Raw genomic sequence first — 318 nt, 5'->3', positions numbered from 1 at the left:
TATTAATTGAATCGCTTAATTTTAAACAATTTGTAATGACAATGAACCGTAATCTCAAAACAGAAAATGGAATTTTTGAAAAAGAAATAAGTAAATTAAAAGCTAAAGAAGCATTATTGGAAAAATTATTAAAAGTCACTTATGAAGATGTTAAATTTACCATACAAAGGAAAATAATAGCTTGAGTTTAGCTTATGTTAAATCATGTATTATTATTTAATAAACATTAGTAGGGGAAAAGCTTATAATAATATTAAAATGTGCTTTTCCCCATTGATTTTTCCTCTTAACTTCTTTAAAAATTTCCTCTAGATTTTC

1 protein-coding gene is annotated in these 318 nt (G+C 23.3%); it reads left to right on the top strand.

Annotation, left to right across the window (positions count from 1 at the left end):
* Nucleotides 1-185 (top strand): hypothetical protein (locus V7161_RS21715; protein ID WP_335714949.1); only part of this gene is annotated, 185 nt, incomplete at its 5' end.
* Between the last annotated feature and the right edge of the window lie 133 nt (nucleotides 186-318).

The organism is Neobacillus drentensis, from assembly GCF_036965425.1.
GTDB lineage: Bacteria > Bacillota > Bacilli > Bacillales > Cytobacillaceae > Neobacillus > Neobacillus drentensis_F.
The sequence above is the reverse complement of the archived record's forward strand: the minus strand, read 5'-3'. Positions and strand labels throughout refer to the sequence as shown.